This is a genomic window from Lentzea jiangxiensis (assembly GCF_900104175.1).
GTDB classification, from domain to species: domain Bacteria; phylum Actinomycetota; class Actinomycetes; order Mycobacteriales; family Pseudonocardiaceae; genus Lentzea; species Lentzea jiangxiensis.
The window spans coordinates 177,123-201,739 of record NZ_FNIX01000011.1; the positions used below are offsets into that span (position 1 = coordinate 177,123).

The following is a 24,617-nucleotide window of genomic DNA, read 5'->3' on the forward strand; positions in this document are numbered from 1 at the left end:
TGATGGGACTTGGTCCCGTCACCGTAGCAGAAGTGATGAGACCAAGTCCCATCACTGTGGGCGTGGGTCAGCGGGAACGCGGCTGAACCGCGGTTCCCGCTCGACGCGATCAGGCGATGGGGATCTCGGCCCGCAACCGGTAGGTGTGCTCGGGCGTGAGGCCCGCCTGCAGGTCACCGCCCAGCGCGCGGACGCGGGTCGTGAGGTTGCCGATCCCGCTGCCGTCGCGCGAGCTCTGGTGGCTCGACGAGATCCCGTCGTTGACGATGTCCATCGTGACGAGTTCGCGAGAGCTGGACACCACGATCTCGCAACGCCCGGCCTTGCTGTGCCGCAGCAGGTTCGTCACGCCCTCGCGCAGCACGGTCGCGAGGGTGACCTTCACCTCCTTGGACAGCCGGTCGCAGGCGTCGATCCTGACGGTGACGTCGATGTCCGCCGCGGACAGCAGTGCCCGCGCCGACCGGGCCTCCTCGTCGAACGACAGCTCGCGGTAGCTCAGCGCCACCGACCGCACGTCCGCGAGCGCCTGCCGGGAGATCTCCAGCACCTCGGTGAGCTCCTGCCGCGCCCGGTCCGGGTCGGCGGTGAGCAGCCGGTGCGTCAGCTCGCTCTTCAGCGTGATCGCGGAGAGGCTGTAGCCGAGCAGGTCGTGCAGGTCGCGGGCGAACCGCAGCCGTTCCTGCGTGACGGCCGCCGCCGCGAGCTCCTCCCGCGCCTCGTGCAACTGGTTCACCATGGACCGCAGCCGGGTCAGCGCGTAGAGCACCAGGCCGTGGTTGGTCGTGGCCATCACGCCGTACGCGATGGCCACCGCGTTCTCGCCGAGCGCGCTGTAGATCACGCCCTGCAGCGCGACGACCGAGAAGAACGCGATCCACCCGGCGCGGCGCGGCAGTAGCAGGGCCCCCGCGCCGGCGAGGAAGCCGGGCACGCCCGCGAGGTAGGGGTTGGCGAACACCAGGGGAGGGACGAACACGCAGAACGCCAGCCCGGCGAGCACCAGGACACGCCGCGACAGGCTCAGCCGGACGTGCGGGCGGATCACCACGCCCAGCACGAGCACGGCGGCGCCGACGATGCCGATCGCGGCGACCTCGACCCCGGCCGACCTGGCCGGGTAGTACGTCACCAGCGTCATCGCCATCGCCGCGTACCCGACCACCACGGCGGTGATCAGCACCTGCGCGAACCGCATCGCGATCGGCGGGCCCGAGAAGCGCGGCGCGGCCGCGTGGTTCTCCGGTGCCGGTTCCACCGGCACCTCGGCGTGCAGGTGGTAGGTGCCGCCCGAGGTGGTCCGGGCGACCAGGGAACCACCGATGGCCGAGGTGCGGGTGGTGAGGTTGCTCAGACCGCTGCCGCGCCTGGCGCCGGTCTCGGCGAGTGCCCCGTCGTTGACGATGTCGATCGACGCCAGCCGGTCCGTGCCGGAGATCGTGATGGTGCAGCGGGTCGCCTCGCTGTGCCGCAGCAGGTTCGTCACGCCCTCGCGCAGCACGGTCGCGAGCACCGTCCGGGATCGGGGTGAGAGGTCGGGGTGGTCCGTCTCGATAGTGGCCCGCACGCCCGCGGCGGTCAGCACCGACCGCGCCGACTCGATCTCGTCGGCGAGCGACAGTTCGCGGTAGCTCGAGGCCACCGCGCGAACGTCGGCCAGGGCCTCGCGGGCGATGCTCAGGATCTCCGTCAGCTCCCGCACGGCGTGTTCGGTGTGCGTGCCGATCAGCCTGCAGGTCAGCTCGACCTTCAGCGTGATCGCGGACAGGCTGAAGCCGAGCAGGTCGTGCAGGTCGCGGGCGAACCGCAGGCGCTCCTGCGAGACCGCGAGGTCGGCGAGCTCGGAGCGGGCGGTCTCCAGCTCCGCGACCAGCGTCGGGAGCCGGGACAGGCCGTAGACGACCAGGCCGGCGACCATCGACTGCACCACGTAGTAGGCCAGCTGGGCGGGGTCGCTGACGTACAACGACCTGATCGCGCCGTTGCTGAGCGCCACCGCGAAGAACACCAGCCACCGCACCCGGCGTGGCAGGACCAGCAGAGCGCTGCCCGCCAGGAAACCGGGCATGCCGTGCCAGGCGTTGGGGAAGAACGGCACCGGCGCGTACACCAGCCCGGCCATGACGCCCAGCGCGAGATGCGCCCTGCCCGAACGCAGGTCGGACCCCGGCCGGCTGAACACCCGCAGTTGCAGGTACCCGATCAGGAGCAGGCAGACGAGCGCGGCCGCGGCGCGCGCGGGTGTCGGACCGGCGTTCAGGACGTAGGAGAAGGCGTTGCCGAGGTAGTTGGCGAAGACCACGCTGATGACGACGTACGCCAAACGACGGGACACGGACGAGCGTTCCTGTCGTGATGTCACAGCAGCTCCCACGCGAGGGTCGGGACGCGGCCATGATACGGGCGTGTCTTGGGAAGTCGCGCGATTTGCGATCCGTGACCGGAGCACCATGACAGCGGCTCAGCACCTGGCCGGGACGATGAGCCCGGCTCCGGCGAGATAGGCGACGACGTCGGCGACCAGCGTCTTCTCGACGTGCAGCGTCTCGGCGACCTCGGTGATCGTGCCGGCGTTGTCCAGCAACGACTTCGCGATCTCCGTGGCGGGCGCGCCGTGCAGGATCACCTGGTAGGTGAGGCCCGGGCACGCCAGCGCCTGGTCTCCGTTGAGCCGCTCGATCCCGGTGCCCCACCGCATCGTGACGGGCTCGTCGTCCCTGATGAAGGGCAACCAGAAGTTGGCGTCCCGCGTCACGGCGACGAGCGACAGGATCGGGCCGGCGCCGTCGTTGAGCCCGAGCGACGGCACGACGCAGCCACCGAGCAGGTCGAGCGTGTTCTTGAGCTTGCGCCAGATGAGGCACGGTCCGGCCCCGGCCCTCCACCTCACGAAGTTCTCGTGCAGCGCGGAGATGTTCTCCAGCGCCACCGGCCCCAGGCTCATGCGGTGCAACGCCTCGCGCACGAGCGGGCTGGTGTCCGCGATCTCGATCGAGCCCCACCTCCCGTGCACGGTCAGGTGCTCGCTTCCCTCGTCGACGAACGCGTCCTCCAGCAACGACCACAACGGGCGGCAGGCCGGGATGTGCGACTCGGTGGGCACCACGGCGCCTCCGCTCGGGCAGCTACATGAACAGGGGGATCGGGTTCAGCTCGTCGTACCGGTGGGGCCGGGTCAGTCGCCCCAGTTGTACCGGCACGTCGTAGAGGCGCCCTTGAGCGAACCTCGACCAGAAGTGCCGCAGGCCGGGCACGACCACCCGGACGACCGGCAACCCGAGGTCGGGCCTGGTCTGGTCGAGGACCAGCAGCTCCATCCCGCGGTCCTCGAGGGTGGCGCGGATGGCGTGGACGTCGTCGGCCAGGTCCTCGCGGTGCGTGTAGCCGTGGTGCAGGGCGACGCGCGCCGGCTCGGCCGAGTCGGGGACGAGCCACGGGTGGTCCGCGATCGTGGCGGTCTCGAACCAGCGCCGGACGTCCACGTCGAGACCGCGCGTGCCGGTGGACCCGCACACCATCGGCATGCACTGGTTGAGCTCGGTGAGCGCCCGGCGTGCGGCGATCCGCGGGTCCAGGTGCGCCCCGCAGCCGAGCACGATGTCCTCGCGCGGGCCGCCGCCGGTGCGGCGTGACAGCGCGACCATCACCGGCACGCCGAGATCCGCCGTCACGTCGAGCAGCCACACCTCGCGGCCGAGGCTCGCGTGCACCTCGCGGTTCCGCGTGATCCACGGATCGTGGAACGAGTCCAGGTCCATGCCCGGTGCCGCCGTGCGGTTGTACCACCAGATGGCGACGGCGTCGCGTTCGACGAGCTCCAGGAGCCCCTGCAGCACGGCGTCTTCCAGGCTGCTGCCCGCGGCGCACCCGTTGGAGTTCGCTCTCACGCTCGGCGAACAGGGGGCGCCGAAGTAGAGCAGGCCGGTGGGCAGGAGCTTGTGCCGCTGCCCGGTGAGCGACCACAACGGTGTCCAGTCCATCACCTCGTCCTCGTCGAACGGGGTGGTGACGTGCTGGAAGTCCGAGTGCGCCGCGTTCCACCGCTCGCGGCCGGCGAACTGGTGCGGGTGGTAGTGCTGGACGGTGTCGGGGTGGATCGCCCGGCCGGTCAGCGACCGGTAGCTGCCGCTCACCCGGGCCTCGTCGCCGACGTACACGCCGCTGCGTCGTTCCACGGCCTCGCACAGCGCCCCGACGCGGGCGTCGAGGGCCGTGACACCCTTGCCGCCGGTGTCCGCGCGCAGCGCCGAACGCAGCCCCTCGATGCCTTCCCCGGCGGCGACGTTCGAGCCGGAGCGGAAGGAGTTGAAGAACGCGGGGCCGTTGTCGTCGCGGCGGATCTCCTTGACGATGCCGGTGACCGGGCCCACCAGGTGCCGGTAGGTGTCGAGCACCTCCTGCGGGGGTGACGACCGGTGGCCGCCGCCGTCGCTGGAGTGCTTCGCGCGGCTCGTGAGCTCGACCGGCTCGAACGCCCTGCGCGCGACGACTCCGGGGTCGCCACAGCCCGAGCACTGCGGACGGACCCGCACGTCGTGCTGCGCGACCCGCATGGTCAGGCTGTCGTAGCTCCAGATGGTCCGCTGCGCGTCCTGGCGGATGCCGGCGAGCCACTTGGCCGTCTCCACCGAGGCGATCTCCAGCGCCATCGCGCTGAGCGACGGCAGGCCGATGGCAGGCCGTGGTGCGGGACCCTGTTGCCCGCACCGCCGCCGCACGTGTGCCTCGGCTTTGCGGTTCGCCGACAACCGGACCGCCAGGCATCGCCAGCACGGGCCGTCGCCGGGGGTGAAGAACGGCCCGACGGACACTTCCGCGCCCACGGGCTTGACCAGCAGCCAGGGCTTTCCGGCCGCCCGGTGCGCCTCGTCGATGTCGCGCAGTTCGGGTGCCAGGTAGTCGGCACAGGCGACGACCGTCAGGTCGCCACCCCGAGGGGTGACCATGATTTCGTTGCGGTGCAAGGCTTCCACGAGCGAGTCGTGCGCGATGTCACCGATCGCGACGACGGAGACGAGCGACGTCGTTGTCGCCGCCACCGCGTCCGAGGAGTCGAGGCCCGCCGCGTCCCAGTAGGCGAGCGTGGCCTCGGTCGTGGCTGAACCGTCCTCCTCACCGCGTGGCCCGATCAGTCCCGCCGCGGCGAGCCTGGTGAGCATGCGGCCGACCGTGTCGGCCGTCAGACCGGCGGGCAGGTCACGCAGCACGGCGGCGAGGTCACGAGTGCCGTCGAGCAGCGGTGCGAGCGACTCGACGTGGGAACCCTGGATCGCGGTGACCCCGGTTTCCCCGATCAGGTACACGGCCTCGCCCTGGACGATCTGCGGTCGCAGGTGGCGCCGGAACCCGATGCGTTGTTCGTGCGGTTCAGCCAGTTCGGGTGTCATGCAGCGAGGACCTCGTCCTGCACGCGGTACGCGCTGCCCGGCGCCGTGGCCGTCCAGCCGACCCCGATGAACCAGTCCATCGAGGCCTCGCGGTCGAACTGGTAGATCTTCATGTCGTCGGAGTCGTCCGCGGTGACGACGGAAGAAGGCAGGTGCTCCACGTTGGCGGTGGGGTGCATGTTCAGCTCCGGGGTTTGGGGTGATTTGTTGTGGGTAAGCATGCGGACCGGTGTTGATGCCTCGGTAGTTACTGACTAATGCGCCGCCGTATGAAGTTTTCATACCCCTCGCGGGCAGAACTCATCTGACATCGGTGGTCCGTGCACTAACGCGCCCCCGTTGGGCCGAGCAGACTAGTGGCGTGCTCGGAACCGAAGGAGGAGTCGCGATGCAGATCAAGGTTTTGGGGCCTGTCGAGGCCGTGCTGAACGGTCGCTCGGTGACTCCCACGGCGGCCAAGCCGCGGCAGATCCTGGCACTGCTGGCGCTGAACTCCAGGCAGGTCGTCTCCGTGCCCACGCTGGTGGAGGAGCTGTGGGGCGACCGGCCGCCGCGCAGTGCCCGCACCACCCTGCAGACCTACATCCTCCAGTTGCGCAAGCTGATCGGCGACGCGCTGTCGTCGTTCGGCGAGAACGGCGCGAAGGAGGTGCTCGTCACCCGGTACGGCGGCTACCTGCTCGACGTGCCGCCGGAGTCCGTCGACGTGCACGAGTTCGAACGCGTCGCCCGCGCCGGCCAGCAGGCCTACGACGTCGAGGACTACGCCAGCGCCTCCCGGCTGCTGCGGCAGGCGCTGGACATGTGGCGCGGCACGGCCGTGGTGGACGTGCGGCCCGGGATGCCGCTCGGCATCGAGGTCGTGCGCCTGGAGGAGGCGCGCCTGAGCGCCCTGGAGACGCGCATCGACGCGGAGCTGCGGATGGGCAAGCACACGGTCTTGCTCAGCGAACTCTCCGTGCTGAGCGTGCAGAACCCGATGAACGAGAACCTGTGCGCGCAGTACATGATCTCGCTGTTCCGCGCCGGCCGGCAGTGGCAGGCGCTCGACGCGTTCAAGGCCCTGCACACCACGCTGAACCGGGAGCTCGGCGTCGAGCCCTCGTCGCGCCTGCAACTGTTGCAGCACGCCATTCTCACGTCCGACCCGCGACTGGACAGCACGGAAACCGTGCAGTTGCAACGTCTTCTCGCCTGAGTCCCGTTCCGCGGTGTCCCGGCTCCGGCCGAGCGGGGCCGCACGTCAGACCCGAGCACATTTCCAGCGGCTCCCGCCACACCGTGGCAGGGGCCGTTTTCGCTGTGCCGCCAGGGTTTCTTCGAGGGCATCTCCAGCGGCCCACTGCCGCGCGCTGACAACCTCGGTCATGGCGCGCGGAAACCGCCCGCTGGAGGAAAGGAAGCTACCGTGAGCGCACTGACCATCGAGGGTCTCCAGGAGATCCTCAACGAGGCCGCGGGCGACGACGACTCGTTCAAGCCGGGCCAGGACATCCTCGACACCCCGTTCCTCGAGCTGGGCTTCGACTCCCTTGCCCTGCTGGAGACGGTCGCGCTGATCAAGCGCAAGCACGGTGCCTCCATCGCCGACGACGAGATGGCGTACATCGAGACGCCACGTCAGCTGCTGGACAAGGTCAACGGACAGATCGCGGCCTGACGCCGGCGAACCGGAACGGAGACGGACATGACGCACACCACCACGCACACGGTCATGATCGGGGCTCCCGCCAAGGTGGTGTACGACTTGGTCGCGGACGTGACGACCTGGCCGTACATCTTCGGACCCACGGTGCACGCCGAGGTGTTCGAACGGGATGGCTCGACCGAGCGGTTGCGGTTGCACGCGTTCGCCAACGGTGACGTGCGCACGTGGACGTCTCGTCGCGAGCTCGACCCGGCGAACCTGCACATCTCCTTCGAGCAGGAGCGCTCGGCGGCACCGGTGAAGACGATGGGTGGGGAGTGGCGGATCGTCCCGATCGCCGACTCGGCGACTCGGGTCGATCTGCTCCACCACTTCACGGCAGCGCAGCCGGAGGCGGTCGACCTCATCCTGAACGCCGTCAACAACAACAGCGACGCCGAGCTCGCCGCCCTCAAGCGGGCGGCCGAGTACGGCGACGACTACGACAAGCTGGTGCTGTCGTTCTCGGACAGCGTCACGATCCAGGCGGGCCGCGAGGACGTCTACGAGTTCCTGTACCGCTCGGACCTGTGGCCACAGCGACTGCCGCACGTGGCGCGCTTGGACCTCACCGAGGCCGTCACCGGGGTGCAGTCCATGGAGATGGACACCCGCAGCCCGGACGGGTCGATCCACACCACGCACTCGGTGCGGGTCTGCACCCCGTACGAGGGCATCGTCTACAAGCAGACGCACACGCCGCCGATCATGGCCGCGCACGTCGGCCGGTGGACGTTCCGGGACCTCGCCGACGGTGCGGGCATCGAGGCGACCTCGCACCACACGGTCGTCATCCGGCCCGAGGCCGTCCCCGAGGTGCTGGGGGCCGACGGCACGGTCGAGCGCGCTCGCGAGCTCATCCGCACCGCGCTGGGCACCAACAGCCTCACGACGCTTCGACACGCCAAGGAATTCGCCGAGAACGGATGAGGTGACGCGATGGGGTCGGGTGGCGCGGACTTGCTCATCACCGCTGCACGCGCCGCAAGTCGCAACGGGCTCCACGTGGTGTCCATGTACCTGGAGAAGGCCGCGATCGAACATCAGCGCAACGGGTGTCCCGCGGAGGTGGGGCACTGCGCTCATGAGATCGAGGCTGCCCGAGTACTGCTGTCGGGCTTCTGAACGCCGAGGCACGGAGGCCGGATGAAGCTCTACGACGTGTCGCTGCGCCGCCCCGGCCTGTCCACTTCGGACCGGCTGGTCGCGGCGCGGCGCCTCGACGCGCTCGGGGTGGCGTTCGTCGACGGAGGCCGGCCGGCACAGCGGTTCTACCGCCGTGCCGCGATCGAGCTCCGGCTGCGGACCGCCACCCTCATCGCCTCCGGTGCTCCGGAGGACCTCACCGCACTGATCACCGCGGAGACCCCCGCGGTGGCGATAGTTGTCCAAGGGCACGGCTTCTCGGAGGTCCGCGAAGCCGTGCGCCGACTCGTGCGCGCCGGACGACGAGTGGTCGTCGAGGCGCGGGACTTCTTCGACGGCTGGCTGATCGACCCCGAGCACGCTCTGGAGGTCGTTCTGACCGCCGCGGAGGCTGGGGCGGAAACCGTGTTGCTGCACGACACCGCCGGCGGGCTGTGGCCGGACCAGATCGGCGAGATCGTCGAGACGATCGCGGAAACCGGTGTGCCCGTCGGCTTCGGATGTCACGACGACGGTGGTTCGGCGGCGAAGCAGCTGTTCGCGACCGAGGCGGGGGCCGGGCTCGTACAGGGGTCCTACGCCGTAGTTCGAGGTGGCCTCGATCGGGCCGTCTCACCATCGGTTCATTCGGCAGAGACAGGTATCGCTCCCGTGCCCTGTCCGAGATTGGAGCAGACCATGTCCGCACAAAAGGCGATTGGAGGTGTCCGATGAGTCGTCGCGCCGTCATCACCGGGGTGGGCGTGGTCGCACCTGGTGGCATAGGAACGAAGGCGTATTGGAAACTGCTGTCCGAAGGGCGTACGGCGACTCGCACCATCACGCACTTCGACGCGTCTCCGTACCGCTCCCGCATGGCGGGTGAGGCAGATTTCGACCCCGTGCGCGAAGGTCTGACGCCGCAGGAGATCCGCCGGCTCGACCGCGCGGCGCAGTTCGCCGTCGTCGCGGGTCGTGAGGCGATGTCCGACTCCGGCATCGAGTTCGACCAGCTCGACCCCGGCCGCATCGGCGTCTCGCTCGGCACCGCGGTCGGCTGCACGACCTCGCTGGAGCGCGAGTTCATCGTCGGCTCCGACCGGGGCAAGTACTGGGAGGTCGACCAGTCCTACGCCGTCCCGCACCTCTACGACTACTTCACGCCGTCCTCGATGGCGACGGAGCTGGCGTGGACGGTCGGCGCGGAGGGACCGGTCTCCGTGGTCTCCACGGGCTGCACCTCCGGTCTCGACTCGGTCGGTTACGCGGCCGAGCTGATCATGGAGGGCTCCGCGGACGTCGTCGTCACCGGCGGCACCGAGGCCCCGCTCTCCCCGATCACCGTGGTGTGCTTCGACGTGATCCGCGCGTCCAGCACCCGCAACGACGACCCCACCACGGCGTGCCGGCCGTTCGACAAGACCCGCGACGGCCTGGTGCTGGGCGAGGGTTGCGCGATCATCGTGCTCGAGGAGCTGGAGCACGCGCGGGCTCGCGGCGCGCACATCTACGGTGAGATCGGCGGCTTCGCCTCGCGGTGCAACGCCTACCACATGACGGGCCTGCACCCCGAGGGCATCGAGATGTCCGACGCCATCAACATCGCGCTGAAGCAGGCGCGGGCGGACGCCACGGACGTCGGCTACATCAACGCGCACGGGTCGGGCACCAAGCAGAACGACCTGCACGAGACGGCCGCGTTCAAGCGTTCGTTGGGTGCGCACGCGTTCAAGACCCCGGTCTCCGGCTTCAAGTCGATGATCGGGCACTCGCTGGGTGCGATCGGGTCCCTGGAGATCGTCGGCTCGCTGCTGGCGTTCGAGCAGGACCTCATCCCGCCGACGGCGAACCTGCACGAGCCGGACCCCGAGTGCGACCTCGACTACACGCCGCTGGTCGCGCGCGAGAAGAAGGTCAACACGGTCCTCACGGTGGGCAGTGGTTTCGGTGGATTCCAGAGCGCCATGGTGCTCAAAAAGGTGGAAGGGGCAGGCCGGTGACTCGTGCGGTGGTGACGGGAATCGGCATCGCCTCGCCGACCGGGCTGGGGCCGACCGCCTACTGGCGGGCGACCCTGCAGGGCGAGGCGGCGATCAAGCCGATCACCCGGTTCGACAGCGCCAACTACTGGGCCAAGATCGCCGGTGAGGTACCGGGCTTCGAGGCAGGCCGGCACCTGCAGGGCCGGCTCCTGCCGCAGACGGACCACATGACGCGGTTGACGCTGGTGGGCACCGACTGGGCGTTGCGCGGCGCGGGTGTGCAGCCGAACGACATCCCGGACACCGACATCGCGGTGATCACCGCGGCGACGGCGGGCGGGTACGAGTTCGGCCAGCGCGAGCTGCAGAAGCTGTGGCTCCAGGGGCCCGAGTACGTCTCGGCGTACCAGTCGTTCGCGTGGTTCTACGCGGTCAACACGGGCCAGATCTCCATCCGGCACGGCACACGCGGTCCCGGCGCGGTGGTGGTGTCCGAGCAGGCCGGTGGCATCGACTCCATCGGCCACGCCCGGCGCCAGCTGCGCAAGGGCGTGCAGCTCGCGCTGACCGGCGGCATGGACTCCTCGCTGTGCCCGTGGGCGTGGGTCGCCCACCAGGCGTCGGGACGACTGTCGCGCAACAACAACCCGAAGCGCGCCTACCTGCCGTTCGACCGCGACGCAGCCGGTTACGTCGCGGGCGAGGGTGGCGCGATCATGGTGGTCGAGACGCCGGAGTCGGCGGCGGGCCGTCCCGGCACGCGCATCTACGGCGAGATCGTCGGGTACGCCTCGACGTTCGACTCGAAGATGCCGTCGCGGGAGCCCGGCCTCAAGCGCGCGGCCGAGCTCGCACTGCGCGACGCCGGCATGGACGCCTCGGAGATCGACGTGGTGTTCGCCGACGCGGCGGGCATCCCGGAGCTCGACAAGGCGGAGGCCGACGCGATCAAGGCGATCTTCGGGCCGTACGGCGTGCCGGTGACGGCCCCGAAGACGATGACGGGCCGCCTGTTCGCCGGTGGCGGCTCCCTCGACGTGGCGTCGGCGATCCTCTCCATCTACTGGAGCGCGATCCCGCCGACCATCAACGTCGAGAACCTCGTGCCGGAGTACGAGCTCGACCTCGTCATGAACGAGGCTCGGCACGGCAAGATCAAGGCCGCGCTGGTGCTCGGACGCGGCAAGGGCGGCTACAACTCCGCCATGGTGGTTCGCGAATACAGGTGATGTCGTGCCTCGGGGGCCGTGGGGGTTTTCTCTCTCACGGCCCCCGAGCCGTTTCTGGAGGCGACTTGTGGACGTAGCACTGATGTTTCCCGGGCAGGGGTCGCAGTACCCGCGGATGGCGGCCTCCCTGTACGGCACGGACGCCGTGTTCACCTCGGTGGTCGACGAGGTGTTCGAGCTCTTCGGCGAGGTCGGCTCGGTCGCCTGCGAGGACTGGCTGTCCGGCGCCGACATCGACCACGTGTCCCGCGCGCAGCCGTTGCTGTTCGCGGTCGACTACGCGCTGGGCCGCACCGTCCTGTCGTGGGGCGTGGAGCCCGTCGCGCTGATCGGGCACTCCGCCGGCGAGGTCGTCGCGGCGACGCTGGCGGGCGTGTTCTCGCTGGAGGAAGCCGTGTCCCTGGTGCGCGACCGCGTGCTGTCCGCCGTGCCCATCCCGTCCGGCGGCATGCTCGCCGCCGCCGCCTCCGAGGCCGACCTGCTGCCGTACCTGGAGGGCGACGTCGCGATCGCCGCGGTGAACTCCGCGCGGCAGACCATGCTGGCGGGCTCCGACGAGCCGCTGGCACGCGTGCGGGCACGGCTGGAGGCGGACGATTACATCGTCGTGACGGTGCCGGCGTCGACGCCGTTCCACAGCCCGGCGATGCAGCCCGCCGTCGACGAGGCGCTGGCGTCGTGGAGCGCTTCACCCGTGGCGCCGTCGATGCCGCTGTACTCCGGCTACACGGGCAAGCTGATGACCGAGGAGGACGCGCTGTCCCCGCGGTTCTGGACGCGCCAGCTGACCGACGCCGTCTACTTCGGACCGGCGCTCACCGAGCTGGTGGCGATGTACGACGTGCTGCTGGTGGAGGCGGGGCCGGGCCAGACGCTGACGTCGTTCGCGCGCCGCACGAAGGCCGTGCGATCCGGTGCCTCGCAGGTGCTGCCGCTGCTGGACGCCGCCGACTCCGTGGAAACGGCTCGTGCTCGTCTGGCGTGAGCTCGCGAACGACAAGGGCCGCCCTCTCCCGGAGGGCGGCCCTTGAGCGCTGCTAGTCGATGCCGCGGACGATGTGGTCTTCGTTCTCGGGTGGCCATATGTCGCTGTTTTCCATACCTACCAAGGTAAGTACGGTGATTCAGCTCTCACTTGAGACCTGGTCGTCGAGCAGGGCCACGGCCCTGGTCCAGCCCGCCCCGGCGCCCTTGATCTTGACCGGGAACGCGACGACGGTGAACCCGAAGTCCGGCAGGGCGTCGAGGTTCGCCAGGCGTTCGATCTGGCAGTACTCGCGGTCGCGGCCGGCGAAGTGCGCGGGCCACAGCACGCTCTCGTCCTCGGTCTGCAGGTAGCGCTTGACGATGTCCGGGAACGGCGCGTCGAGGCTGAACGCGTCGGTCGCGATCACCTTGACCCCGAGGTCCAGCAGGAAGTTCGTGGCGGGACCGTCGAGTCCGGTGTAGTCGGTGAAGTAGGCCTGGGTGCCCGCGTGCTCGGCGGCGCCGGTGTCGAGGATGACGATGTCCATCGGCTTGGGCGTGTAGCCGATGCGCGCGAACTCCTTCTCGAGCACCTCGACGCCGATGACGCCGGTGCCGTGGCCGCGCACGTCGAGCTTCACGCCGGGGTTGTGGAACCACTCCAGCGGCATCTCGTCGATGTGGCGCGGGATCCCGTTGCCGTACGTGGTCTTCGAGCCGTAGTGCGACGGCGCGTCGACGTGCGTGCCGGTGTGGGAGGTGAGGCTGATCCGGTCCAGCGTGAGGAACTCGGAGTCCCGCAGCACGGAGACGTCGAACTCGATGCCGAGCCGCGCCTTGAGCTGCTCGGCCATGTGTTCCGCGCCCTGGGCGGCCGTGAGCACCTCGTGCGTCACCGGGTCCGCTTCGTACGCGGATGCGTCAATGTGGGAAGACAGATCGATGATGCGCATGGAGCAGAGCCTGGCGGGCGTTCCTTGAGCACGTCTCAAGACGCGGTGTGCATGGTTTTACCGACGGACAAAAGGAAATCGCCCACACCGCTGCTTCAGGGGAGTGCCACCTCATGATCACCTTCCTCAACCGCTTCACGCTCACCGGTGACCCCGAGGAGTTCGAGAAGGCCTTCGACGAGACGGCGGCCTTCCTGCGCGGGCAGCCGGGCCTGATCAAGTACACGCTCTCCCGCCAGCTCGACGACCCGGCCTCCTACATCAACATCGCGCTGTGGGAGAGCGCCGACGCCCTGCGCGCCGCCCTGGCGCACCCGGACTTCGGCAACCACGCCAAGGCGATGCGCGGCCTCGCCGAGTCCTCGGGCGCCATCTACAACCCGCGCCTGTCGTTCGAAGCCTGATCATGGGTCCACTGGACGGACTGGAGGTCGTCGAGTTCGGCGGCATCGGCCCCGGTCCGCACGGCGCGATGCTGCTCGCGGACCTCGGCGCGACGGTCACGCGCGTCGAACGCCCGTCCGGCGGGCTCTCCGTGGTGCCGGACGCCTCCCGCGACTTCCTGTTGCGCGGCAGGCGTCCGGTGGCCGCGGACCTCAAGTCGCCGGAGGGCCGGGACGCGGTCCTGTCGCTCATCTCGTCCGCGGACGTGGTGATCGAGGGCTTCCGCCCCGGCGTGCTGGAACGGCTCGGGCTCGGACCGTCCGACTGCCTCGCGGTCAACCCCGGCCTGATCTACGCGCGGATGACCGGCTGGGGCCAGGACGGCCCGCTCGCCCAGCGCGCCGGCCACGACATCAACTACCTGTCGCTGACCGGCGTGCTGCACGCGATCGGCAAACCGCCGCTGAACCTCGTCGGCGACTTCGGCGGCGGGTCGCTCTACCTGGTGCTGGGCGTGCTGGCGGCGTTGTGGGAGCGGCAGCGCACCGGACGCGGTCAGGTCGTCGACGCGGCGATCGTCGACGGCGTGGCGTCGCTCGCGCAGATGATCTGGTCGATGAAGGCGCAGTCGGTGTGGCAGGACGCGCCGGATGCGAACCTGCTCGACGGCGGGTGCCCGTTCTACTCGATCTACGAGTGCGCGGACGGCCGTTCCGTCGCCGTGGGGTCGCTGGAGCCGCAGTTCTACGCCCTGCTCCTGGCCGGGCTGGAACTGGACGCGGCCGACCTGCCCGAGCAGATGGACCGCGACTCCTGGCCGCTGCTGCGCAAAACGTTCACCGAGGTGTTCCTGACCCGGACGCGCGACGAGTGGTCGGAGGTCTTCGCCTCGACCGACGCCTGCGTGACACCGGTGCTGACGCTGCAGGAGGCGTCCTCGCACCCGCACCTGGTGGCACGAGGGGTGTTCACGCAGGAAGGAGCCGCCGTTCCTGCGCCGCGCTTTTCCAGCGACTAGATTCGGTCTTCGTGGAACTGCGCATCTTCACCGAGCCCCAGCAGGGGGCGAGCTACGACGACCTGCTCCGGGTGGCGCGGACGGCCGAGGCCGCCGGTTACGGCGCTTTCTTCCGCTCCGACCACTACCTCAAGATGGGGTCGGTCGACGGCCTGCCCGGCCCGACCGACCCGTGGATCACGTTCGCCGGGCTCGCCCGCGACACGTCGACGATCCGCCTGGGCACGCTGATGACCGCCGCGACGTTCCGCCACCCCGGCCCGCTCGCCATCAGCGTCGCCCAGGTCGACCAGATGTCCGGCGGCCGCGTGGAGTTCGGCATCGGCGCCGGCTGGTACGAGGCCGAGCACACCGCGTACGGCATCCCGTTCCCGGCGCTGGGGGAGCGCTTCGAGCGCTACGAGGAGCAGGTCGCGATCATCACCGGCCTGTGGGAGACCCCCGAGGGCGGCACGTTCTCGTTCGAGGGCAAGCACTACGCGCTCACCGACTCGCCCGCGCTGCCCAAGCCCGCGCAGGAACGCGTCCCGGTGCTGATCGGCGGCATGGGCGCCAAGCGCACCCCGGCGCTGGCCGCGTCCTACGCCACCGAGTTCAACCTGCCGTTCGTCGGCATCGACGCCGCGGTGGAGCAGTTCGGGCGCGTCGACGCCGCGTGCGAGGAGATCGGCCGCGACCCGGAGGAGCTCATCCGCTCCGTCGCGCTCGTCGCGTGCGTGGGCCGCACCGACGCCGACATCGCCCGCCGTGCCGCCGCGATCGGCCGGGAGGTCGACGAGCTCAGGGAGAACGGCCTGGCCGGCACCCCGGCCGAGGTCGTCGACCGCATCGGGCAGTGGCGCGAGGCGACCGGTGTGCAGCGGGTGTACCTGCAGGTCCTGGACCTCGCCGACCTCGACCACATCACCGAGGTCGCGTCGGACGTGGCTCCCCAGCTCTGAGACCTCGGACATCGGACATCAGGCGAGCGCTTCGCGGACCGCCGCCGGCATCGGCAGGACGTGCTTCGCGAACGGTCGCCGATGTCCGATGTACCGCAGCTGCAGGCCGGGGTCCTCGAGGTAGCGCCGCTCCAGCCCGCCCTGCCCCAGCACCAGCTCCAGCCCGCGCCCGAGCATCGACGGCGAGTCGAGGCCGAACCGCTCGCGCAGCACGTCGGCGGCGGCGTGGTCGCCGAACTCCAGCGCCGCCCGCCGGACGGACCCGGCCGGCACCACCAGGTACTGCTCGTCCGCGCGCACGCCGTCGCGGTGCGGGATGCCGAGCGCGTCGAGCGCCTTCTGGTGCGCGCCGCCGTCGAGCCCGAGGAAGTACCGCTCCCACTCCGCGACCTGGATCTCGCCGGGCCACGTGCGCGCGGGCGCGGCCACCGCCACCGGCCCGGTCGACGTGGTACCCGCCGCTGCCAGTGCCGTGACACCCGCAGCGGTGAACAACTGGCGTCGGGACAACCTCACGACGCACCCTCCTCCGCAGGCCCCGAAGGAGAACTCCGCCGCTCCCCGCCGCAGGGCTACGGAATGCTAGCGAAGGTGATACCCGCGGCGACGGGGCCGGAACGGGTCAAAGTGCGGTCCGTCAGGGGGAGCGTGCCGTCGAGCGCCGCGAGCACGGAGTCACGGGCGATCGGCAGCACCTCGGCGACGGTGACGTCGCGGCCCAGTTCGTGCGAGAGAGAAGCGACGCCCGCGTCCTTGATGCCGCACGGGATGATGTCGTCGAACGCGTCGAGGCTCGCGTTGCAGTTGATCTCGAAGCCGTGCATGGTCACGCCGCGCTGCACGCGGATGCCGATCGCGGCGACCTTGCGCTCGGGACCGCGGTCGTCGGCGGGCAGCCACACGCCGCTGCGGCCCTCGACCCGGCCGGTGTGCACGCCGAGCTTGTCGCAGACGTCGATCAGGCCCTGCTCGACGCGCCGCACGTACTCCACGACGTCGATCGGGTCGGCGAGCTTGACGATCGGGTAGCCGACCAGCTGGCCGGGACCGTGCCAGGTGATCTTGCCGCCGCGGTCGACGTCGACGACCGGCGTGCCGCCACCGCGTGGGCGCTCCTCGTCGAGGGTGCGCCGGCCGCAGGTGTAGACGGGCGGGTGCTCGAGCAGCAGCAGCGTGTCCGGGGTGGTGCCGGCGGCACGCGCCTCGGCGATCTCCTTCTGCAGGTCCCACGCCGCCATGTAGTCGATGAGCCCCAGCTCACGGATGACGACGGGGTCTGACGAGGTGCGGCACGAGTTCACGACCCGACGTTACCAACCCCAGAGCGGTGGCCGCCAAGAGTCCGACGCCCGTCACACCCAGCGCCGCGCCGAGGACGTCGGTGACCCAGTGCATCTCCAGCACGACCCTCGCGAACCCGGCCACCAGCACGGCGAGCACGGCCCACAGAACCCCGCGCCTGAGCAGGACGACCAGGGTGAAGCAGACCGACGCGACCGCCACCGTGTGCCCGCTCGGGTAGCTCGGCAGGTGGTACTCGACGGGGCGCACGCGGTCGAAGAGGAAGCGCGTGAAGATCGTCGCGCAGCACAGGGCGTGCAGCGCGAGCGCCTTCCACAGCCGCGGGTCGCGCCGCCGCCAGGCCAGCACGGACAGCACCGCCGCGAACGCCCACCCGACCGTCGGCCCCAGGACCAGGCTCACCGCGAACGCCGTGGCCCGCAGCCAGTCCGGTCTCGGCAGCACGTCGTGCGCCCAGACGTCGAGCACCGTCGTCTCCGGCAGACCCAGCAGGATCCACGAGATCACCAGCACCGCGGCGAACGCACGAGTCATGCGACCGCCGCGTTCAGGGCGGACGGCAGCGCCGGGTGCAGGAACGGGAACCCGTGCGCCTCCAGCACCCCCGGCGTGAGGCCGGGACCGCTCAGCAGCAGCTCCTGCGCCATCTCACCGCCGAGCAGCGTCTTCAGCGCGAACGCCGGGACGACCCACGGCGTCGGCCGGTTCAGCGCCGCACCGGCCGCCTTGGTGAACTCGGCGTTCGTCGCCGGGGTGGGCGCGGCGACGTTGACCGGGCCGCGGATCTCCTGGTGCTCGGTGACGAACCGGTAGGCGGACACGACGTCGTCCAGCGACACCCACGGGAAGAACTGCTCACCGGTCCCGAGCTTGCCGCCGAGGAAGAACTGGAACACCGGCTTCAACCGGCCGAACACGCCACCCGACGGGGAGATGACGACGGCGGTGCGCATCAGCACCACCCGGACGCCACCCGCCTGGGCCGCCGACGTCGCCGCCTCCCAGTCCTGCGTCAGCCGCGCCATGTAGGTGTGCCCGGCCGGCGCGTCCTCGCCCACGAGCCGCGATCCGGTGTCGCCGTAGAAGTGGGCGCCGGAGGAGTTGATGAGCGCGGGGACGCCGTGCTCGACGACCGCCGCCGACAGCACCTCGGTCGGGACGACCCTGCTGTCGTGCAGGACCTGCTTGCGCGCGTCGTCCCACCGCTTGTCGCCGATGCCCGCGCCGCACAGGTTGATGACGGCGTCGACGCCGTCGAACGTGCCCTCGTCGACGCGGCCCGCGTACGGGTCCCAGCCGCGTTCGTCGGGGGCGGCGGCTTTGCGGCGCACCAGTCGCAGCACCTCGTGACCCGCGGCGCGCATGGACGCGACGAGGCTCGAACCGATCAGGCCGGACGATCCCGCGATGACGACTCGCATGCCTAGATCGTTCCGCACCAGACCATTCCGTGCACAGTGGCACGAATGTGCCGAAGGCCACCCCGGGCAGGACCCGGGGTGGCCTTCAGATCAGCGTGGTCGCGTCAGAGGCCGAGGTCGGCCTCGAACGCGCCCTCCTCGAGACGGTTCTTGACCGTCGTGAGGAAGCGGCCCGCGTCCGCACCGTCGACCAGGCGGTGGTCGTAGGTGAGCGCGAGGTACATCATCGAGCGGATCGCGATCGTGTCGTTGCCGTCCTCGTCGGTCAGGACGACCGGGCGCTTCTTCACGACGCCGACGCCCAGGATGCCGACCTGCGGCTGCTGGATGATCGGGGTGTCGAAGAGGGCGCCGTTGCTGCCGAGGTTGGTCAGCGAGAACGTGCCACCGGCGAGCTCGTCCGGCGTGAGCTTGTTCGACCGGGCACGCGCCGCCAGGTCACCGATCTTGTGGGCGATGCCCGACAGGTTCAGGTCACCGGCGTTGTGGATCACGGCGTTGAGCAGGCCGCGCTCCGTGTCGATCGCCAGGCCGAGGTGCTCGGCACCGTGATAGGTGACCTCCTTGCGCTCCTCGTCGATCGACGCGTTGAGCACCGGGTGGGCCTTGAGCGCCTCGATGGCGGCCTTGGCGAAGAAAGGCAGGAACGTGAGCTTCGCGCCCTCACGAGCCTCGAACGCCTTCTTCGCCTGGTTGCGCAGGCGGGCGATCTTGGTGACGTCGACCTCGAACACCTGGGTGAGCTGGGCCGACTGCTGCAGCGACTCCCGCGTGCGCTGCGCGACGATCTGGCGCAGGCGCGGGAGCTTCTGCACGGTGCCGCGCTTGCCCGAGTTGTCGGCCGCGGCCGGGGTGGCGGTGCGGGCGGCGGGGGCGGTGGCGGCCGGTGCAGCGGCGGCGGGCGCCGGAGCCGGGGCCTTCTTGGCCTCGACGGCGGCGAGCACGTCCTGCTTGCGAATGCGGCCACCGACACCGGTGCCCTTGAGCGAGCCCAGGTCGATGCCGTTCTCCGACGCGAGCTTGCGCACGAGCGGCGTCACGTACGGCGTGCCGTTCGCGTCGTCCGAGGAGGACACAGCAGACGCGGCAGACTCAGCAGACGCGGCAGGCGCAGCGGGAGCTTCCTGCTTCGGCGCCGGGGCGGCCTGCGGAGCCGGGGCCTGCTGCTTCGGGGCCTCCTCCTGCTTCGGCGCGGGGGCGGGGGCCTCCTGCTTCGGCTCGGGCTTCGACTCCGGCGCGGGAGCGGACTGCGCCGCCGGGCTGCCGGAACCGACGACGGCGAGCTTGCCGCCGACCTCGACGGTCTCGTCCTCACCGGCGACGATCTCGAGCAGCGTGCCCGCGACCGGCGACGGGATCTCGGTGTCGACCTTGTCGGTCGAGACCTCGAGCAGCGGCTCGTCGACCTCGACGCTGTCGCCGACCTGCTTCAGCCAGCGGGTGACGGTGCCCTCGGTGACGGACTCGCCGAGCGCGGGCATCGTGACGTCGGTGCCCTCGGCGGAACCACCGGACTGGGCGGGCGCCGCGGGAGCCTCCTGGGCTTCCTCGGAAGGCTGCTGCGGAGCCGGCTGCGTCTGCTGCGGCTCGGGTTCGGGGGCGGACTCCTGCGCCGGGGCGGGCGCGGGCTCGGCGGAACCGCCGTCACCGTCGCCGATGACCGCGAGCTCGCCACCGACCTCGACGGTGTCGTCCTCCTGCGCGACGATCTTCTGCAGGACGCCCGCCGCGGGGGAGGGGATCTCGGTGTCGACCTTGTCGGTGGACACCTCGAGCAACGGCTCGTCCACCTCCACCCGGTCGCCTTCCTGCTTCAACCACCGGGTGACCGTGCCCTCGGTGACACTCTCACCGAGTGCGGGCATCTGGACGGAGAAGGCCATTGTTCGCTGACTCCTCGTGCTCTCGTGTGGCTGACTTTGTGTGGGGAACGGTCAGCCGTGCACGTGCAGCGGCTTGCCGGCCAGGGCGAGGAACGCCTCGCCTAGGGCTTCAGTCTGGGTCGGGTGGGCGTGGATCAGGGGAGCCACGTCCTCCGGGTAAGCCTCCCAGCTGTAGATCAGCTGGGCCTCACCGATGAGTTCGCCGACGCGCTCGCCGACCATGGTGATGCCGACGACCGGGCCGTCGGGCGCCTTGACGAGCTTCACGCCGCCGGCGGTCTTGAGGATCTGGCTCTTGCCGTTGCCCGCCAGGTCGTAGACGAACGTCTCGGCCGAACCGTACTTCTCCTTGGCCGCGGCCTCGGAGAGACCGACGGAGGCGACCTCGGGCTTGCAGTAGGTGACGCGCGGGATGCCCGCCTCGTCGATGACCTTCGGGTTCTGGCCCGCGATCTCCTCGGCCACGAAGATGCCCTGCTGGAAACCGCGGTGCGCGAGCTGCAGGCCCGGCACGATGTCGCCGACGGCGTAGACGTTCGGCAGGTTCGTGCGCAGCCGCTCGTCGGTGACCACGAAGCCGCGCTCGATGGTGATCCCGGCCTCCTCGTAGCCGTGACCCGCGCTGTTGGGGCCGCGGCCGACCGCGACGAGCAGCAGGTCGGCGTCGAGGACGTCGCCGTTCTCCAGCGTGACCGAGACACCCGAGTCGGACTGGGTGGCGCCGGTGAACTTCACGCCGGTCTTGAACTTGATGCCGCGCTTGCGGAACGCGCGCTCCAGCTGCTTGGACGCGTACTCGTCCTCGGCGGGGACCAGGCGGGGCAGGGCCTCGACGATGGTCACATCGGCGCCGAACGAGCGCCACACGCTCGCGAACTCCACGCCGATGACGCCGCCGCCCAGCACGACGACCTTCTCCGGGATGAAGTCCAGGTTGAGCGCCTGGTCGCTGGTGATGACCCGGCCGCCGATCTCCAGACCGGGCAGGCTGCGGGCGTACGAACCGGTCGCGAGGACGACGTTGCGGCCCGTGTAGCGCCGGCCGTTCACCTCGACGGTGTTCGGGCCGACGAACGTGCCCGCGCCCTCGACCAGGGTGACCTTGTTGGCCTTCGCGAGACCCTGCAGGCCCTTGTAGAGCCGCGAGATCACGCCGTCCTTGTACGAGTTGACGCCGGCGATGTCGATGCCCTCGAGCGAGGACTTCACACCGAACTGGTCGCCTTCGCGGGCGTTGTCCGCGACCTCGGCCGCGTGCAGCAGCGCCTTGGTCGGGATGCAGCCGCGGTGCAGGCAGGTGCCACCCAGCTTGTCCTTCTCGACCAGGACGACGGACAGGCCGAGCTCGGCCGCGCGGAACGCGCAGGCGTAGCCGCCCGAACCGCCGCCGAGGATGACGAGATCGGCGTTGGTGGCCGACTCCAGTTCCGGCGAAGTCACTTCGGATCTCCTCGGGATTACTTACTACGCGCGGGTGCGCGCGAGGTACGCGGCCATCTTGTCACTAGTTGCCGGAGCACGGTGATCCGGCATGGGGACACCGCGTCACGAACCCGATCATTCACCTACTCATAACACCCTTTCCTGGCACGATGGCGGAGGCAAACACAGGAGGTGCCCGATGGGGCTGTTCGACCGTTTCCGCAGGAAGTCACGCCCTGGTGTGCTGCGCACCGCCTCCAACCAGGACACGAGCCACCTCGAGCAGTGGACGAGGAGCCGCCAGGGCGTCGAGGCCTACGTGGAACCCAGGACGACGGTGACCGAAACCACTGTGGTCCTGGTCGCCCACGACGGCGAGTGGACCCGCCGCAGGGTCGCCTCCCCGGACGCCGCGAGGTCGTTCGCACGCAAACTCGGCATGCCGATCTACGACGCGGGCATCGTCGGTTACCCCAAGCGCATGCGCGACTACACCGCGCGCCAGAAGAAGCTCGGCAACGGGTAGAGCGCGACCACCCGCCGCTCGCCCGCCCCGCCGCCGGTCTCGTCCGGAGTGCCGTTGATCGTCGCCACCGACGCGCACCGGTCGAGCACGCCCTCGAACTCCGCGACGGCCCGCCGCGCGTGCTCGTCGACCGCCGCGGCTCGGCGGTGAGCCCGGCGAGCGCCCGGCCCGCGATCTCCCGTTCGCGCTCCGAGCCCGGCTCCACTCCGGACCGTTCCGCCTCCCACGCCCCGGCCTCGACCAGCCGATGCCGTTCGACGCGTGCCATCCCCCGGCACCTCGCCGCGGAAGTTCTCGTCCCGCACCATGTCCGCGAGCTCGATCCACACGTGCACAACTCGTCGAGCAGCCGTTCACCGTCCTCATCGGACAGTGGTGCGAGCTCGTGCGTCAACGCCGCCTGCCGCGCTGCCGCCCTGGCTCGCCACGGTCCTCGGCACCGCTCGGCGTGCCCTCAGGTGCCGCATCCGCCGTTCGACGATGCCGGGTGCGTACTCGCGAGGTCGTGCAACGTCAGCTCCTCGGCCGGCACCCTGCGGCCTCGACCAGCTCGGGACCCAAGCCCTTCCCTCACACCACGGTCGGCTCGTGCCGCACGGGGAAGTTCACGCTCGCCGCGATGAAGCACATCGAATGCGCCTTCTCGTGCAACGCCTGCGCCGTCTCCCTGGTCGCCGGATCGGCGACGGCCACGACGGGGTGGAGCAGCACCTCGGTCATCCGCCCCGACCCGTCGGGGTGCTCCGCCATCGTCCCGGTCGCGTGGTCGCGGTACTCGGTGACGACGACGCCGTTGACCGACGCGAGGTGCAGGAACCACAGCATGTGGCACTGCGCCAGCGACGCGACGAGCAGCTCCTCGGGGTTGTGCCGGCTCGGATCACCCCGGAACGACGGATCGGACGACCCGAGGATCGTCGCCTTGCCCGCGACCCGGATCTCGTGCGCGCGCTCGTAGGTCTTGTGCCCGGACGTCCCGCTCCCGGTGTTCCCGGTCCACACGACGTCGGCCTCGTAGTGATGCGTCCCCATGGGGAAATCCTCCTCCGCCCGGCCGCGAGGACCTAGCCCCGCCGGACGCGTCAGCTTTCGAGCAGCTTCCGGCGCAACGCCTCCAGCTGCTCCTCCAGCAGGACCTCGCTCTCGGTCCTCTCGCGCGGGGGCGGCTCGGGCAGCAACGCCCTGATCGACAGCGACACCTGCTCCCGTTCTAGGTCGACGTGGAGCACGAGCGCCCGCACCCGGTCGCCGACCGCCAGCACGTCGACCGGATGTTCGATCCGCTCCCAGGAAATCTGCGGAATGCGCACCAGTGCCACCACCGGACCGGGCGCCCCGTCGAGTGCGACGAACACTCCGAACGGAAAAATCGCACTCACACCGCCCTCGACGACCATGTCCTTGTCGAGGCCGGCGAGAAACTCGTTCACCGCCACCGATACCCCCGATTCGGCGCCACGACCGCCACTCCCAGGACGCGGCCGACAGCACCCTCACGCCGCCAGCCAACCACACCCAGCACTCCACCCAAACCGATATATCAGTTTCGCGACCGTGCTGAACTGCATCTTTGCAACAGATTTTTTGCCTTCGTTCGCAAACGAGCCGTTGCAAGGGTTGCGAGGAGGTGCCGGGCGGCGAGGCTCGGCCGACGAAATCGAACCGGGGACGACCGGCCGTGGCGTTTTCCGCAGACCTCGGAAATTGCGCCCACCCTCGAATCGGGAAAGGGCGATGATCCGGCCGTGGAGACGAAGCTCGGGCGATTGCCCGTGGACGAACAGCTGGCGGCGTTGCGGACCGTCCTCGAAAGCAACGAAATCCTGGTGGAGGTCCTCGCCGGAGCGGCCGAACTGCGGTTGCCCGACTGGTACCTCACCGCCGGTTGCGTGTTCCAGACGGTGTGGAACGTGGTGACCGGCAGGCCTCCGGCCGAAGGAGTCCTGGACCACGACCTGTTCTACTTCGACCCCGACCTGTCCTGGGACGCCGAGGACACCGTCATCAGGGCGGGCGCGCGGAGGTTCGCCGGTCTGCCCGCGACGGTCGAGATCCGCAACGAGGCCCGCGTCCACCTCTGGTACGAGCGGAAGTTCGGCGTTCCCTGCCCGCCCCACGAGTCGGCCGAAGCGGCCATCGACTCGTTCGCCGCCACCACGTGCTGCGTCGGCGTCCGGCTGGAGCGGGACGGACGGTGGCGCGTCTACGCGCCGCACGGTCTCTCGGACATTTTCAACCTGGTGGTGCGCCCGAACCCGGTCCTGGCTCCCCGCCACGTCTACGAGACGAAGACCGCCAGGTGGTGCGAGCAGTGGCCGGCGTTGCGGGTGCTCCCGTGGCCCTGAAACGCGGAACGGGCGGAGACCCCGGAGGATCCCCGCCCGTTCGCAG

Annotated in this window: 25 protein-coding genes and 1 pseudogene; 12 read left to right on the forward strand and 14 right to left on the reverse strand. The window is 70.2% G+C overall.

Annotated features, from left to right (window positions below; translation table 11 throughout):
• Positions 1–109 precede the first annotated feature (109 nt).
• The 4 genes from BLQ91_RS26040 to BLQ91_RS40485 all read right to left on the reverse strand — a co-directional run bounded on the left by BLQ91_RS26040 (position 110) and on the right by BLQ91_RS40485 (position 5,566).
• A complete protein-coding gene (locus BLQ91_RS26040) occupies positions 110–2,335 on the reverse strand; it encodes a sensor histidine kinase (protein ID WP_176959961.1) in 2,226 nt (741 codons plus the stop codon).
• Positions 2,336–2,461: 126 nt separating this feature from the next.
• Positions 2,462–3,106 (reverse strand): hypothetical protein, encoded by a 645-nt coding sequence (locus BLQ91_RS26045; RefSeq protein ID WP_090100720.1) that lies wholly within the window; start codon positions 3,104–3,106, stop codon positions 2,462–2,464.
• A 19-nt stretch (positions 3,107–3,125) separates the two neighbouring features.
• Positions 3,126–5,387 carry a TOMM precursor leader peptide-binding protein gene (locus BLQ91_RS26050; RefSeq protein WP_090100722.1) on the reverse strand — a complete coding sequence of 754 codons (2,262 nt, stop codon included), beginning with the start codon at positions 5,385–5,387 and terminating at the stop codon, positions 3,126–3,128.
• Positions 5,384–5,566 carry a hypothetical protein gene (locus BLQ91_RS40485; protein ID WP_143022812.1) on the reverse strand — a complete coding sequence of 61 codons (183 nt, stop codon included), beginning with the start codon at positions 5,564–5,566 and terminating at the stop codon, positions 5,384–5,386. The genes BLQ91_RS26050 and BLQ91_RS40485 overlap by 4 nt, the downstream gene beginning before the upstream one ends.
• A gap of 209 nt (positions 5,567–5,775) precedes the next feature.
• Between BLQ91_RS40485 and BLQ91_RS26055 the strand changes: the two genes are divergently transcribed.
• The 7 genes and pseudogenes from BLQ91_RS26055 (at position 5,776) to BLQ91_RS26090 (ending at position 12,395) form a co-directional block, all read left to right on the forward strand.
• The gene (locus tag BLQ91_RS26055; protein WP_090100848.1) at positions 5,776–6,585 is read left to right on the forward strand and encodes an AfsR/SARP family transcriptional regulator; all 810 of its coding nucleotides are present in this window, start codon (positions 5,776–5,778) and stop codon (positions 6,583–6,585) included.
• A gap of 210 nt (positions 6,586–6,795) precedes the next feature.
• Positions 6,796–7,047, forward strand: a complete 252-nt coding sequence (locus tag BLQ91_RS26060) for an acyl carrier protein (RefSeq protein ID WP_090100723.1) — start codon at positions 6,796–6,798, stop codon at positions 7,045–7,047.
• A gap of 27 nt (positions 7,048–7,074) precedes the next feature.
• Positions 7,075–8,004 carry an aromatase/cyclase gene (locus BLQ91_RS26065; protein WP_090100726.1) on the forward strand — a complete coding sequence of 310 codons (930 nt, stop codon included), beginning with the start codon at positions 7,075–7,077 and terminating at the stop codon, positions 8,002–8,004.
• Between the two features lie 216 nt (positions 8,005–8,220).
• Positions 8,221–8,835 (forward strand): annotated as a pseudogene (locus BLQ91_RS26075) (beta/alpha barrel domain-containing protein); the annotation flags it as partial.
• Positions 8,836–8,930: 95 nt separating this feature from the next.
• The gene (locus BLQ91_RS26080) at positions 8,931–10,199 is read left to right on the forward strand and encodes a beta-ketoacyl-[acyl-carrier-protein] synthase family protein (protein WP_090100733.1); all 1,269 of its coding nucleotides are present in this window, start codon (positions 8,931–8,933) and stop codon (positions 10,197–10,199) included.
• Positions 10,196–11,410, forward strand: coding sequence for a ketosynthase chain-length factor (locus BLQ91_RS26085; protein WP_090100735.1), 1,215 nt, complete (start codon positions 10,196–10,198; stop codon positions 11,408–11,410). The genes BLQ91_RS26080 and BLQ91_RS26085 overlap by 4 nt, the downstream gene beginning before the upstream one ends.
• 67 nt (positions 11,411–11,477) lie before the next feature.
• On the forward strand, positions 11,478–12,395 hold the full coding sequence (locus BLQ91_RS26090) for an acyltransferase domain-containing protein (RefSeq protein WP_143022813.1): 918 nt from the start codon (positions 11,478–11,480) through the stop codon (positions 12,393–12,395).
• Between the two features lie 139 nt (positions 12,396–12,534).
• Here the strand turns inward: BLQ91_RS26090 and BLQ91_RS26095 are convergent, their stop codons facing one another.
• Positions 12,535–13,329 carry a cyclase family protein gene (locus tag BLQ91_RS26095; protein WP_090100740.1) on the reverse strand — a complete coding sequence of 265 codons (795 nt, stop codon included), beginning with the start codon at positions 13,327–13,329 and terminating at the stop codon, positions 12,535–12,537.
• Positions 13,330–13,442: 113 nt separating this feature from the next.
• On the opposite strand from BLQ91_RS26095, the gene BLQ91_RS26100 reads away from it, so the two are divergent.
• Genes BLQ91_RS26100 through BLQ91_RS26110 form a run of 3 tightly spaced genes read left to right on the forward strand, consistent with a single transcriptional unit; the run spans position 13,443 to position 15,672 of the window.
• Positions 13,443–13,733, forward strand: a complete 291-nt coding sequence (locus BLQ91_RS26100; RefSeq protein ID WP_090100742.1) for an antibiotic biosynthesis monooxygenase family protein — start codon at positions 13,443–13,445, stop codon at positions 13,731–13,733.
• The gene (locus BLQ91_RS26105) at positions 13,733–14,731 is read left to right on the forward strand and encodes a CaiB/BaiF CoA transferase family protein (protein ID WP_090100849.1); all 999 of its coding nucleotides are present in this window, start codon (positions 13,733–13,735) and stop codon (positions 14,729–14,731) included. Before BLQ91_RS26100 ends, BLQ91_RS26105 begins: the two co-directional genes overlap by 1 nt.
• An 11-nt stretch (positions 14,732–14,742) precedes the next feature.
• The gene (locus BLQ91_RS26110) at positions 14,743–15,672 is read left to right on the forward strand and encodes an LLM class F420-dependent oxidoreductase (RefSeq protein WP_090100744.1); all 930 of its coding nucleotides are present in this window, start codon (positions 14,743–14,745) and stop codon (positions 15,670–15,672) included.
• An 18-nt stretch (positions 15,673–15,690) separates the two neighbouring features.
• On the opposite strand, the gene BLQ91_RS26115 is transcribed toward BLQ91_RS26110, so the two are convergent.
• The 6 genes from BLQ91_RS26115 to lpdA form a co-directional block, all read right to left on the reverse strand.
• Positions 15,691–16,188, reverse strand: a complete 498-nt coding sequence (locus BLQ91_RS26115; protein ID WP_143022814.1) for a hypothetical protein — start codon at positions 16,186–16,188, stop codon at positions 15,691–15,693.
• Between the two features lie 56 nt (positions 16,189–16,244).
• A complete protein-coding gene (gene lipB / locus BLQ91_RS26120; protein ID WP_090100748.1) occupies positions 16,245–16,973 on the reverse strand; it encodes a lipoyl(octanoyl) transferase LipB in 729 nt (242 codons plus the stop codon).
• Positions 16,930–17,508, reverse strand: coding sequence for a phosphatase PAP2 family protein (locus BLQ91_RS26125; RefSeq protein WP_090100751.1), 579 nt, complete (start codon positions 17,506–17,508; stop codon positions 16,930–16,932). The genes lipB and BLQ91_RS26125 overlap by 44 nt, the downstream gene beginning before the upstream one ends.
• Complete coding sequence (locus BLQ91_RS26130) at positions 17,505–18,395, reverse strand: TIGR01777 family oxidoreductase (RefSeq protein ID WP_090100753.1); 891 nt, start codon at positions 18,393–18,395, stop codon at positions 17,505–17,507. Before BLQ91_RS26130 ends, BLQ91_RS26125 begins: the two co-directional genes overlap by 4 nt.
• Positions 18,396–18,499: 104 nt before the next feature.
• A complete protein-coding gene (gene sucB, locus BLQ91_RS26135; protein WP_090100755.1) occupies positions 18,500–20,278 on the reverse strand; it encodes a 2-oxoglutarate dehydrogenase, E2 component, dihydrolipoamide succinyltransferase in 1,779 nt (592 codons plus the stop codon).
• A gap of 51 nt (positions 20,279–20,329) precedes the next feature.
• Positions 20,330–21,718: a dihydrolipoyl dehydrogenase gene (gene lpdA / locus BLQ91_RS26140; protein ID WP_245733812.1), complete on the reverse strand. Its 1,389-nt coding sequence runs from the start codon at positions 21,716–21,718 to the stop codon at positions 20,330–20,332.
• A gap of 181 nt (positions 21,719–21,899) precedes the next feature.
• Between lpdA and BLQ91_RS26145 the strand changes: the two genes are divergently transcribed.
• Positions 21,900–22,226: an oxidoreductase gene (locus BLQ91_RS26145; protein WP_090100757.1), complete on the forward strand. Its 327-nt coding sequence runs from the start codon at positions 21,900–21,902 to the stop codon at positions 22,224–22,226.
• On the opposite strand, the gene BLQ91_RS40490 is transcribed toward BLQ91_RS26145, so the two are convergent.
• From BLQ91_RS40490 to BLQ91_RS26155, 3 genes are all read right to left on the reverse strand, one after another.
• Positions 22,190–22,555 (reverse strand): hypothetical protein, encoded by a 366-nt coding sequence (locus BLQ91_RS40490; protein ID WP_143022815.1) that lies wholly within the window; start codon positions 22,553–22,555, stop codon positions 22,190–22,192. The genes BLQ91_RS26145 and BLQ91_RS40490 overlap by 37 nt on opposite strands.
• Positions 22,556–22,796: 241 nt before the next feature.
• Entirely contained in the window at positions 22,797–23,258 is a 462-nt protein-coding gene (locus BLQ91_RS26150; RefSeq protein WP_090100759.1) for an OsmC family protein, read from the reverse strand.
• A 50-nt stretch (positions 23,259–23,308) separates the two neighbouring features.
• On the reverse strand, positions 23,309–23,656 hold the full coding sequence (locus BLQ91_RS26155; RefSeq protein ID WP_143022816.1) for a S1 RNA-binding domain-containing protein: 348 nt from the start codon (positions 23,654–23,656) through the stop codon (positions 23,309–23,311).
• Between the two features lie 315 nt (positions 23,657–23,971).
• On the opposite strand from BLQ91_RS26155, the gene BLQ91_RS26160 reads away from it, so the two are divergent.
• Positions 23,972–24,571: a nucleotidyltransferase family protein gene (locus BLQ91_RS26160; protein WP_090100763.1), complete on the forward strand. Its 600-nt coding sequence runs from the start codon at positions 23,972–23,974 to the stop codon at positions 24,569–24,571.
• Positions 24,572–24,617 lie beyond the last annotated feature (46 nt).